The sequence below is a fragment of the Pelosinus baikalensis genome, assembly GCF_020819555.1.
GTDB classification, from domain to species: domain Bacteria; phylum Bacillota; class Negativicutes; order DSM-13327; family DSM-13327; genus Pelosinus; species Pelosinus baikalensis.
On sequence record NZ_JAJHJB010000027.1, the window covers coordinates 54,729 to 65,815 of the forward strand.

General features: G+C 40.5%; 9 protein-coding genes, 9 tRNA genes and 1 other annotated feature. All 18 genes read right to left on the reverse strand.

Going from position 1 to position 11,087, the window contains the following annotated elements:
* Positions 1-23: 23 nt before the first annotated feature.
* Entirely contained in the window at positions 24-3,821 is a 3,798-nt protein-coding gene (gene rpoB / locus LMF89_RS17255; protein ID WP_229536155.1) for a DNA-directed RNA polymerase subunit beta, read from the reverse strand.
* Between the two features lie 550 nt (positions 3,822-4,371).
* Positions 4,372-4,740: a 50S ribosomal protein L7/L12 gene (gene rplL, locus LMF89_RS17260; RefSeq protein WP_007955614.1), complete on the reverse strand. Its 369-nt coding sequence runs from the start codon at positions 4,738-4,740 to the stop codon at positions 4,372-4,374.
* Between the two features lie 29 nt (positions 4,741-4,769).
* Positions 4,770-5,300 (reverse strand): 50S ribosomal protein L10, encoded by a 531-nt coding sequence (gene rplJ / locus LMF89_RS17265; RefSeq protein WP_229536156.1) that lies wholly within the window; start codon positions 5,298-5,300, stop codon positions 4,770-4,772.
* Positions 5,301-5,321: 21 nt separating this feature from the next.
* Positions 5,322-5,483, reverse strand: a sequence feature (ribosomal protein L10 leader region).
* Positions 5,484-5,529: 46 nt separating this feature from the next.
* Entirely contained in the window at positions 5,530-6,231 is a 702-nt protein-coding gene (rplA, locus tag LMF89_RS17270) for a 50S ribosomal protein L1 (RefSeq protein WP_229536157.1), read from the reverse strand.
* A gap of 200 nt (positions 6,232-6,431) precedes the next feature.
* Positions 6,432-6,857, reverse strand: coding sequence for a 50S ribosomal protein L11 (rplK, locus tag LMF89_RS17275; RefSeq protein ID WP_007937816.1), 426 nt, complete (start codon positions 6,855-6,857; stop codon positions 6,432-6,434).
* Positions 6,858-6,946: 89 nt separating this feature from the next.
* A complete protein-coding gene (gene nusG, locus LMF89_RS17280) occupies positions 6,947-7,477 on the reverse strand; it encodes a transcription termination/antitermination protein NusG (protein ID WP_007955607.1) in 531 nt (176 codons plus the stop codon).
* Between the two features lie 38 nt (positions 7,478-7,515).
* Positions 7,516-7,731, reverse strand: coding sequence for a preprotein translocase subunit SecE (gene secE, locus LMF89_RS17285; RefSeq protein WP_007955606.1), 216 nt, complete (start codon positions 7,729-7,731; stop codon positions 7,516-7,518).
* 49 nt (positions 7,732-7,780) lie between these two features.
* Positions 7,781-7,856 (reverse strand) — tRNA-Trp (locus LMF89_RS17290).
* 16 nt (positions 7,857-7,872) lie between these two features.
* A complete protein-coding gene (gene rpmG, locus LMF89_RS17295) occupies positions 7,873-8,022 on the reverse strand; it encodes a 50S ribosomal protein L33 (RefSeq protein WP_007937822.1) in 150 nt (49 codons plus the stop codon).
* Between the two features lie 412 nt (positions 8,023-8,434).
* Entirely contained in the window at positions 8,435-9,637 is a 1,203-nt protein-coding gene (tuf, locus tag LMF89_RS17300) for an elongation factor Tu (RefSeq protein ID WP_045820633.1), read from the reverse strand.
* A 234-nt stretch (positions 9,638-9,871) separates the two neighbouring features.
* Positions 9,872-9,948: transfer RNA gene (locus LMF89_RS17305), tRNA-Met, on the reverse strand.
* 58 nt (positions 9,949-10,006) lie between these two features.
* Positions 10,007-10,082 (reverse strand) — tRNA-Thr (locus LMF89_RS17310).
* A gap of 46 nt (positions 10,083-10,128) precedes the next feature.
* Positions 10,129-10,204, reverse strand: a tRNA-Met gene (locus tag LMF89_RS17315).
* Positions 10,205-10,333: 129 nt separating this feature from the next.
* A tRNA-Tyr gene (locus LMF89_RS17320) sits at positions 10,334-10,418 on the reverse strand.
* Between the two features lie 14 nt (positions 10,419-10,432).
* Positions 10,433-10,508, reverse strand: a tRNA-Thr gene (locus LMF89_RS17325).
* Positions 10,509-10,591: 83 nt separating this feature from the next.
* Positions 10,592-10,668, reverse strand: a tRNA-Met gene (locus LMF89_RS17330).
* Between the two features lie 28 nt (positions 10,669-10,696).
* Positions 10,697-10,772, reverse strand: a tRNA-Thr gene (locus tag LMF89_RS17335).
* 46 nt (positions 10,773-10,818) lie between these two features.
* Positions 10,819-10,894 (reverse strand) — tRNA-Met (locus LMF89_RS17340).
* Between the last annotated feature and the right edge of the window lie 193 nt (positions 10,895-11,087).

Here is an 11,087-nt window from a genome sequence, read left to right on the forward strand (position 1 = left end):
AGGGTTATCACTCCCTTACCCCATTACTCAATTTCCTCGTCGTCTAACTCTTCCAAGAAATCACGTTGTGTTGGTTTCTTATCTTTACTTTTTACTTTCTTGACGGATTTTCGTCCAGGTATTTCGATTTCCTCTGCTACATCTTCATCCATCTCACCGATTTCCGCTATAATATCTAATTCTTCTTCTAATGGTTCCATTTCATCAGGATTATCAAAATCATCCACCAGGTCTGGCTCAATCTCACTAGCAGTGCGAGTATGAGTTTCAGGTGCAGTATTCACTGGAACACCAATATTAAGTTCAAGTTCTTTAGCCACTTGATTAATATCTTCATCAGTGTCATCAATCATAATTTCTTGTGCATCTTCATTTAAGATTTTAACATCAAGCCCAATACTTTGAAGCTCTTTAATTAAAACCTTAAAGGATTCAGGCACTCCAGGTTCAGGTATGTTTTCACCTTTCACAATCGCTTCATAGGTTTTTACACGCCCTACTACATCATCGGATTTTACCGTTAAGAGTTCCTGTAAGGTATAAGCGGCGCCATATGCCTCTAATGCCCAAACTTCCATTTCCCCAAAACGCTGACCACCGAATTGTGCTTTACCACCCAATGGCTGTTGTGTAACCAAAGAGTAAGGACCAGTAGATCGTGCATGAATTTTGTCATCAACCAAATGGGCCAATTTCAGCATGTATACCCAACCTACAGTAACGCGGTTATCAAAAGCTTCCCCTGTACGTCCATCATATAAGACAGTTTTACCATCTTCCGGCAATCCAGCTGCTTTTAATGTTTTAAAGACCTCTTCTTCATGAGCCCCATCAAATACTGGAGTTGCTAAGTTAATCCCAGCAATCCCCGGTTTAGGAAGACCATTTTTATCAGAGTCATAGCCAACTTCCTTCAGTCGTTCTGCAACACCAGGAGCATTTGTTCTGATTTGCATACCAAAAGCAGCAGCAGCCATTCCTAAATGGGTCTCCAGTACCTGTCCGATATTCATACGTGATGGTACACCCAATGGATTTAACACAATCTGTACTGGCGTGCCATCAGGCAAGAACGGCATATCTTCCTCACGCATAATGCGAGAAACAACACCCTTATTACCATGACGCCCTGCCATCTTATCCCCTTCGGAAATCTTCCGTTTTTGGGCAATATATACACGTACTAAGAAATTCACACCTGGTGGTAATTCATCACCATTTTCCCGGCTGAATACCTTTACGTCAACAATTTTACCAGCTTCGCCATGTGGCACTCTCAATGATGTATCTCGAACTTCACGAGCTTTCTCACCAAAGATAGCACGAAGCAAACGTTCTTCTGCCGTTAATTCTGTTTCGCCTTTTGGAGTCACTTTACCCACTAGAATATCCCCTGGTCGCACTTCAGCGCCAATGCGTATGATACCGCGATCATCAAGATCTTTTAGTACCTCTTCAGCCACATTCGGAATATCACGAGTAATTTCTTCCGGTCCTAACTTCGTATCTCTGGCATCACATTCATATTCTTCAATATGTATGGAAGTGTAGATGTCATCTTTTACAATTTTTTCACTTAGTAAAATAGCATCTTCATAATTGTAACCTTCCCATGGCATGAAAGCTACAAGTACATTAAAGCCTAGTGCTAATTCACCTTGATCGGTAGCAGGTCCATCAACTAATACCTGCCCTTTTTCTACTTGCTCGCCTTTATAAACAATCGGCTTCTGATTAATGCAAGTTCCTTGATTAGAACGCAAATATTTCAGCAGCTTATAGTTATCTAACGTACCACGTTCCGTGCGTACTTTAATTTCAGTAGCTGTAACTTTTTCAACTACACCGGCATTTCTAGCTAGAATAAGAACACCAGAATCTCTGGCAGCTTTATATTCCATTCCAGTTCCAATGAGCGGAGCCTGTGTTCTAAGTAAAGGTACTGCCTGACGTTGCATATTCGCGCCCATCAAGGCACGATTTGCATCATCGTTTTCCAAGAATGGAATCATAGCCGTAGCAATTGATACAACCTGCTTTGGCGATACATCCATATAGTCAACTTTTTCAGCAGGAATAACTAAAATTTCATGTCTATGACGTACGGTAACTCGCGGCTCAACAAACCAGCTATTTTCATTTAACGGTTCATTCGCTTGCGCACAAACTACTTCATCCTCTTCATCAGCTGTCAAATATCGTACATCTTCTGTTACGATACGATTTTCCTTATCAATTTTACGGTAAGGGGTTTCAATAAAACCAAACTCGTTAATACGTCCAAAGGTTGACAATGAACCAATAAGACCAATATTCGGACCTTCTGGTGTCTCAATTGGACACATACGACCATAGTGAGAGTGATGTACGTCACGCACTTCAAAACCGGCGCGTTCACGACTTAGCCCACCAGGTCCCAAGGCACTTAAACGACGTTTATGAGTAAGTTCTGCCAAAGGATTTGTCTGATCCATAAACTGCGACAACTGACTGGAGCCAAAGAATTCTTTGATAGCAGCCACAACAGGGCGGATGTTAATCAATGCTTGGGGAGTAATGACATCAACATCTTGAATGGTCATACGTTCTTTCACTACCCGTTCCATACGAGACAAACCGATACGGAACTGATTTTGTAGCAATTCACCGACTGAACGCAGGCGGCGGTTACCTAAATGATCGATATCATCCACATTACCAAATCCATCCATCAAATTGAGAAGATAGTTAACAGAAGCTAAAATATCTTCTCTGGTAATTGTCCGATGATTGTAAGGTAATTCAGGATTGCATAGCATTTTAACTGGTGATCCATCTTTTAGTTTGACTTTTACTTCAATCAAAGCTGCATTTGCAAAGACACCACTTTGATCAATCTGATCAAGAACTTTTTCGTCCACGATTGTATCTGCAGGAACAATAATTTCTCCTGTTTCTGCATTTGCAATTGCCTGATAAAGAGTCTTGCCCATCAAACGACGGCGCCAGCCTAGTTTTTTTGTTAATTTATAACGCCCTACAGTTGCTAAATCATAACGTTTAGAGTCAAAAAATAGTGATTCTAATAACTGAGTAGCATTATCTACGGTAGGAGGTTCACCTGGACGTAATCTTTTATAGATTTCAACTAGAGCTTCTTCTCTGGAATTGGTATTATCCCGTTCCAAAGTGGCGCGAACTCTCACATCATCATGAAACAGTTCCGCAATAGCAGCATTTGACGCGTAGCCTAAAGCACGAATCAATACTGTTGCTGGTAATTTTCGTGTGCGATCTACCCGAACAGACATTACATCATTGGCATCTGTTTCGAGTTCTAACCACGCACCACGATTTGGAATCACTGTAGAGTTATACAGTTTTTTACCTGTTGCATCAATTGTTTCATTGTAATACGCACCTGGGGAACGTACCAACTGACTAACAATAACCCGCTCTGCACCATTAATGATAAAAGTACCATTTTCTGTCATGAGCGGGAAATCGCCCATAAATACTTCTTGCTCTTTAATTTCGCCAGTCTCACGATTAATCAATCGAACATTGACACGTAAAGGAGCCGAATAAGTAACGTCGCGTTCTTTACATTCTTCAACGTGATACTTGGCTTCGCCTAATGTAAATTTTTCAAATGTCAGAACCAAATTACCTGTAAAGTCCTGAATAGGCGAAATATCATGGAAAATTTCTTGCAGCCCTTCCTTTAGAAACCAGTTATAGGAATTCTTCTGAATTTCAATCAGATTGGGCATGTCCAGTACTTCTTTGATCTTGGCATAACTATATCTGATCTTTTTGCCAACCGGAACAGGATTAAACATTAAATCCTTCACCCCTTAGCCCAAATTAAACTCTATACCTTGGCAGCACACCTTCATTAGCTATATGTATACCGATATTGCAAGTCACTTTCGCAACTCACAATATTTTGCCGCAGGTATAAAACCTTTTACATAATACAATATTGTGCAGTACATAATATAATATCATCCATTAGCACTAAATATGAAATATATAATAAAAGACAAATTACAGTAGTACTTTAGCACCTAGCAAATGAAGGGTTAGGCACTACAATACAAAAAAAGCAAGGTTTTTCCAGTCAAGTAACAGACCTTGCATTTGTCTTCATGATGAAATATTATTCCATCCTCCATATATTACTATTTCCTGCCAATCTAGATTTTATACATTGCACAATAAAAAAACATTACCCTAAAATAAACATTCTTTGCATTGAACAATAATATCACAATAAGACCCATTAGTCAATACCTCAAGAATCTAATTCAGGAAAAAATATAAAGAGCACCACATGGGTACTCTTTTATATTTTTCATTCTATAATTTAGAAAGAATAGAGAGTTATAATTACTTAACTTCTACAGTTGCGCCAGCTTCTTCAAGCTTAGCTTTGATTGCGTCAGCATCAGCTTTAGCAATTTTTTCTTTAACTGCTTTAGGAGCACCATCAACTACTTCTTTAGCTTCTTTCAAGCCAAGACCAGTGATTTCGCGAACAACTTTGATAACGTTGATTTTGCTAGCGCCAGCGTTAGTAAGAATAACGTCAAATTCAGTTTTTTCTTCAGCAGCAGCAGCAGCAGCTGGAGCGGCAGCAGCAGCAGCTACAGGAGCAGCTGCAGAAACACCAAATTTTTCTTCTAGAGCTTTCACCAATTCGGATAATTCAAGAACAGTCATGTTCTCAATTGCTTGCATAATTTCTTGTTGAGTCATTTTAAAAAACCTCCATTAATTTTAATTTTTTATGCTGATTCTTTTTGTTTGCGCACAGCATCAAGCGCATATACGAATTTGCGGATAGAACCTTGAAGTACATTGACAAATCCAACAATTGGAGTTTGCATACCAGCCAAAACTTGAGCAATAAGCACTTCGCGAGTTGGCAGGCTTGCCAAAGCTTTTACGCCTTCCGCATCAATAACCTTACCATCTAACAAACCAGCTTTTACTTCCAATGTTTTTAATTTATACTCTTTTACAAAGTCAGAAATTACACGCGCTGGAGCAACGGGGTCTGTTTCAGAAATCGCAATTGCAGTTGGACCTTCAAGATAAACGTCCAACCCTTCAATTCCAATTTCCTTAGCAGCAATCCGTGTCATTGTATTTTTTACTACACGGTATTCTACGCCAGCTTCACGTAATTTACGACGAAGTTGAGTATCTTGTGCTACAGTAAGACCACGGTAGTTTGTTAATACCGCACCTTTTGTTGCAGAAAGCTTACCTTTCAGTTCGGAAACGACTGATATTTTTTCTGATGTTATAGCCACTAAAATCCACCTCCTTTACAAGATTACAAAACAAAACGACCTCTCGGCATAATAAGCCGGAGGTCGCTAATAGCAAAAGCTATAGTATAATCCCCGACCTCGGCAGGCGAACATGAGAAAGATTCACATCTCACTTAGTTCATTACGAATACCTGCTGTCTACAGCCAAATTTATTTATTCAGTTGCATTGGATCAAAGACTATACCACCACTTCTTACTTACAATTAATTATTTCTTGCCAGAAACTTTAAGTGGATTCACTTTTACACCAGGACCCATAGTAGTACTTACAGTGATACTACGCATGTATTGTCCTTTAGCAGCAGCTGGTTTTACCTTATTCAAGATGTCAACCAACGCTTGAAAATTCTCGATAATTTTCTCATTGTCAAATGATATTTTACCGATTGGTGCATGAATATTACCAGCTTTATCAGTACGATACTCAATTTTACCTGCTTTTATCTCACTAATCGCACGAGCAACATCCAAAGTAACTGTACCAACTTTAGGGTTCGGCATTAAACCTTTAGGGCCTAATACTTTACCTAAACGACCAACAGTACCCATCATATCAGGAGTAGCAACTGCTACATCAAACTCAGTCCATCCACCCTGAATTTTTGCTACTATATCTTCAGCACCAACAAAGTCAGCACCAGCAGCTTCTGCTTCTTTTGCTTTTTCGCCTTTAGCAAAAACCAAAACAGTTTTGGTTTTACCAGTACCGTGAGGCAATACTACCGCACCACGTACTTGCTGATCAGCATGTTTAGGGTCAACCCCTAATTTAATCGCAACTTCGATTGTTTCATCAAATTTAGCACTAGCTGTTTTTTTAGCAAGTTCTATGGCTTCTTCAGTTTCATATAACTTATTTGCTTCAATCAGCTTAGCAGCTTCTTCGTATTTCTTACCATGTTTTGGCATATTAAAAAACTCCTTTACGATTGTGGTTTAACGGAAAATCCTCCCACACTAACATCCGACTGTCTTAAACCTACCATCTGCGTCGTTGCTCCTGCGGGCGTTCTCTACGACGTACGTCAGTACGTCTGCGGTCACGTCCTCGTCGTGCCTAGCATCTGGCAGCTTTAAGCCAGTCTTTGGCAATTTAGAAAAGCCAAAGACTAATCAATGATGTCAATACCCATGCTACGGGCAGTGCCTTCGATCATACGCATAGCAGCTTCTACAGAAGCAGCGTTAAGATCTTTCATTTTTGCTTCAGCAATTTCACGAACTTTGTCGCGAGATACTTTAGCAACTTTTTTCTTGTTTGGTTCGCCTGATGCAGTCTCAATACCAGCAGCTTTCTTAAGAAGAATAGGAGCTGGAGGAGTTTTGGTAATGAAAGTAAAGGATCTATCTTCGAACACGGTAATTTCTACCGGAATAATCAAACCAGCTTGCGCAGCGGTTCTTTCGTTAAAGTCCTTAACAAACGCCATAATATTCACGCCAGCTTGACCGAGCGCAGGGCCGACTGGAGGCGCCGGAGTTGCTTTACCAGCAGGAACTTGCAATTTTACAAGTTTTATAACTTTCTTAGCCATTTTACTTACACCTCCTTATATGCATAATGTGGTTTTGCGGGTATATTACCCTCCCACTTAGGATCATAAAGTTTCAAATTAAACTTTATTTAAACTTTCTCAACTTGAGAAAAATCTAATTCTACCGGTGTCTCCCGTCCAAACATATCAACAAGCACTTTCAGTTTGCTACGGTCGTGGTAAATTTCAAGCACCTTGGCTGTCCAATTCTCGAAGGCTCCAGAAGTAATGCGAATTACTTGAGCAACTTCAATATTTAACTTCGGCTTAAGCTCTTCAATGCCCATGGATTTCAAAATGTTTTTCACTTCGGCATCAGTAAGCGGGATAGGTTTAGTACCAGAGCCAACAAAACCTGTAACACCTGGCGTGTTGCGTACAACATACCACGATTTATCATTGACAATCATTTCTACCAGAACATATCCAGGGAAAACTTTTTTCTTGGTAATTTTTTTCTTGCCATCTTTCATTTCAACTTCATCTTCCATAGGTACTACAATCCGAAAGATTTCATCTTCCATACCCATAGAATGGACTTTGCGTTCCAGATTAGCTTTTACTTTGTTTTCATAGCCAGAATATGTATGGATTACATACCAATTTTTTTCAGATTCCATTACTTCAGGGACGCCTATTACGTCCCCACCCCCTTAGCCTACTTGATAATCAAATGTAATATTTGAGTAAACACAGCATCAATTGCCCATATCAAACCCGCAATCAATAATACAGCGACAAATACCACTCCTGTATTAGAGATAAGCTCTTGTTTGGTAGGCCAAGACACTTTTTTTAATTCAGCTTTAACTTCACGAAAAAACTTCTTCCAACGAGAAGGACTCGTTTGAACTGCTGTTTCTTGGGCAACCATTTTTTCACATCCCTGTCTTGTACTGCTAATTCAAGCATTAAAGACCAACTGGCAGGGGCGGCAGGAATCGAACCCGCAACCAACGGTTTTGGAGACCGCTACTCTACCAATTGAGCTACACCCCTACTTACGAAATTACAATTATTTCGTTTCTTTGTGTAAAGTATGTTTTTTGCAAAACTTGCAATACTTATTGAATTCTAATCTATCTGGGTCATTTTTCTTGTTTTTATTGGTTTGATAATTACGTTGCTTGCAATCAGTACAAGCTAACGTTACCGCATTGCGCATCCTGTACACCTCTCTTACCTGTAAATATGACATCATTTCGTAATGCCACTAATATAATCTAGCACACTTACATCAGCCTGTCAATACCAGATACTCACCATACTCGTGGAAAATATTATGATATCAAGACAATAAAATAAAACAGGGAAACCCCTGTCTTATAACTATATCCATTTATAGAAATTTTATACGTTTACTTGTAATCTGTCAAGGTAAAGAATTTTTTCATTTTAAATCCGCTAAATAAAAGAGCCGTTTGAACCACAAAGGCACAATGCCGTTATGCGGCACACAAAGGAAAACATTAAAAATAAGTTATAAATAAATCCACTTTGTGTCCTTTGCGTCTTTGTGGTTCATAATATTAAAAAAGCCTGGAACGAGTCCAAGCTTTCTTTTTTTTGATTTTATATTATGCTTCGATAGCAGTAACTACGCCAGCACCAACAGTACGACCACCTTCGCGAATCGCGAAACGTAAACCTTCTTCAAGTGCAATTGGAGTGATAAGCTCAATCGACATTTGAATGTTGTCACCAGGCATAACCATTTCTACACCTTCTGGCAGATTTACTACACCAGTAACGTCTGTTGTACGGAAGTAGAATTGTGGACGATAGTTGGTAAAGAACGGAGTATGACGACCGCCTTCTTCTTTAGACAGTACATATACTTCTGCTTTGTACTTCGTGTGTTGGATGATAGAACCAGGTTTAGCCAATACTTGACCGCGCTCGATATCTTTACGTTCAACACCACGAAGAAGTGCACCAATGTTATCTCCTGCTACTGCAGAATCCAAAAGTTTACGGAACATTTCTACCCCGGTTACTACTACAGTTCTAGGTTTTTCAGTCATACCAACGATTTCAATGTTGTCGCCAACTTTGATTTCACCACGTTCTACACGGCCAGTAGCAACTGTCCCACGACCAGTAATGGTGAATACGTCTTCAACAGGCATTAAGAAAGGTTTGTCTGTTGCACGTACTGGAGTTGGAATGTACTCATCTACTTTATCCATCAGATCAAATATTTTTCCGCACCATTTGCATTCGCGACTTGCGCAACCGCAGTTAAGCGCTTGTACAGCGGAACCACACACTACAGGAATATCATCACCAGGGAATTCATAGCTGGAAAGAAGTTCACGAACTTCCATTTCAACCAATTCGATTAATTCATCATCATCAACCAAGTCAGCTTTGTTCAAGAACACTACCATGGAAGGTACGCCTACTTGACGAGACAATAGAATGTGTTCACGAGTTTGTGGCATAGGACCATCTGCAGCACTTACTACTAGAATCGCCCCATCCATTTGTGCAGCACCAGTGATCATGTTTTTTACATAGTCAGCATGGCCTGGGCAGTCAACGTGAGCATAGTGACGTTTTTCAGTCTCATACTCTACGTGAGCTGTATTAATCGTAATACCACGTTCTCTTTCTTCTGGAGCTTTATCGATCATGTCATATGCCATGAATTCTCCGCCACCATGTTTCGAAAGAGTCATGGTAATTGCAGCTGTTAAGGAAGTCTTACCATGATCCACGTGACCAATTGTCCCAATGTTAATATGTGGTTTATTTCTTTCAAACTTTTTCTTTGCCATTGTATTTCCCCCTTAATTTTAATTACAGAACTATGAAATAGGGCCTGTCTTAATTCTAAACAAAAACCACTTCGTCTTTTGTCTGCGTCTTCTATGTAGTGCAAACAAAATCTCTTGTTTAAGAAACCTCACTGCATCATTTATTTTACCAAGCTACAATATTCTATTATTTTATGAAAATTCCTGCTAAATAACAAAAAAACTTCGCAATAAAGCGAAGTTTTATACTTTTCTTGGTGGCGGCGCAGGGATTTGAACCCCGGACCCTGCGGGTATGAACCGCATGCTCTAGCCAGCTGAGCTACACCGCCATATTTTTATAGTCACTCTTCCATTCCTGCATATCTAATATTAGACTAGCAACATGAATGGAGCTAGTGACCGGGATTGAACCGGTGGCCTTATCCTTACCAAGGATACGCTCTACCGACTGAGCTACACCAGCATATAGATCTGCCTTACATCTTTCAATCTAAAGCAGTAATAAACATTGGTTGCGGGGACAGGACTCGAACCTGTGACCTTCGGGTTATGAGCCCGACGAGCTACCAACTGCTCCACCCCGCGATATTCAATACAACGGCTGTCGCTAAACATTCATCTGCTTTGTTACTCCTGCGAGCACTCGCTCAACATACGTTAGTATGCCCCTCGCATCTAAATATTTATCAACACCCTAGATACTAATGATAATAATGGTGGATGGGGCTGGATTCGAACCAGCGAAGGCGGAGCCGGCAGATTTACAGTCTGCTCCCTTTAGCCACTCGGGAACCCATCCATGTAAAAATAAAATGGAGCTGGAAACAGGACTTGAACCCGCAACATCCTCATTACAAGTGAGGTGCTCTACCAGTTGAGCTATTCCAGCATCTTCTATGTCACGCGGTTTCCCTTAGCGACATTTATTATTATACAACAATCAATGTGTTATGTCAATATCTTTTTTTGTTTTGGTGGCGGCGCAGGGATTTGAACCCCGGACCCTGCGGGTATGAACCGCATGCTCTAGCCAGCTGAGCTACACCGCCATGTTAGAAATGCTACAATTCGAGCAAATGGAGCTAGTGACCGGGATTGAACCGGTGGCCTTATCCTTACCAAGGATACGCTCTACCGACTGAGCTACACCAGCATATAGATCTGCCTTACATCTTTCAATCTAAAGCAGTAATAAACATTGGTTGCGGGGACAGGACTCGAACCTGTGACCTTCGGGTTATGAGCCCGACGAGCTACCAACTGCTCCACCCCGCGATATAACATAGTTTCCTAAATTGAAACATTGTAAAGACATTTGATGTTAGCACTTCGGTGCTAACTAAGCGACTCACACAAAGCTTTCACTCACTCTGCTCGTGAACCTTTGGCTCGCTACTTAAATTGGTTGCGGGAACAGGACTCGAACCTGTGACCTTCGGGTTATGAGCCCGACGAGCTACCAACTGCT

Bases quoted from the DNA above. Each gene is read 5' to 3' on its own strand.
- rpoB (WP_229536155.1), bottom strand. From the start codon at position 3,821: ATGTTTAATCCTGTTCCGGTTGGCAAAAAGATCAGATATAGTTATGCC.
- rplL (WP_007955614.1), bottom strand. From the start codon at position 4,740: ATGACTCAACAAGAAATTATGCAAGCAATTGAGAACATGACTGTTCTT.
- rplA (WP_229536157.1), bottom strand. From the start codon at position 6,231: ATGCCAAAACATGGTAAGAAATACGAAGAAGCTGCTAAGCTGATTGAA.
- rplK (WP_007937816.1), bottom strand. From the start codon at position 6,857: ATGGCTAAGAAAGTTATAAAACTTGTAAAATTGCAAGTTCCTGCTGGT.
- nusG (WP_007955607.1), bottom strand. From the start codon at position 7,477: ATGGAATCTGAAAAAAATTGGTATGTAATCCATACATATTCTGGCTAT.
- secE (WP_007955606.1), bottom strand. From the start codon at position 7,731: ATGGTTGCCCAAGAAACAGCAGTTCAAACGAGTCCTTCTCGTTGGAAG.
- rpmG (WP_007937822.1), bottom strand. From the start codon at position 8,022: ATGCGCAATGCGGTAACGTTAGCTTGTACTGATTGCAAGCAACGTAAT.
- tuf (WP_045820633.1), bottom strand. From the start codon at position 9,637: ATGGCAAAGAAAAAGTTTGAAAGAAATAAACCACATATTAACATTGGG.